The organism is Castellaniella denitrificans, from assembly GCF_027214045.1.
Lineage (GTDB): Bacteria > Pseudomonadota > Gammaproteobacteria > Burkholderiales > Burkholderiaceae_B > Castellaniella > Castellaniella denitrificans_A.
In genome coordinates, this window is the sequence record NZ_JAPWHE010000039.1 from 1 (window position 1) to 258 (window position 258).

Sequence of the window (258 nt, forward strand, 5' to 3'; positions counted from 1 at the left end):
GACCACAAGACCGGATGCTGGCGCGCCATCAATGATTTCACCCTTTGCGCGCACCACGTTGTCATAACCGCCAAACCCTTCCAGATGCGCCTGCCCGGCGTTGGTGAGGATGACCACCTCCGGCCGAACAATATTGACGGTGTGGGCTATTTCCCCCAGGCCGCTGGCTCCGAGTTCTATCGCGCCCAACTGGTGTTCCGGTGACAACCTGAACAGCGTCAGGGGAACGCCAATGTGGTTATTGAGGTTGCCCTCGGT

Annotated in this window: 1 protein-coding gene; it reads right to left on the bottom strand. The window is 59.3% G+C overall.

The window, feature by feature from the left end:
* Positions 1-258 (bottom strand): Mur ligase family protein (locus tag O4H32_RS14945; protein WP_269360408.1); only part of this gene is annotated, 258 nt, incomplete at both ends.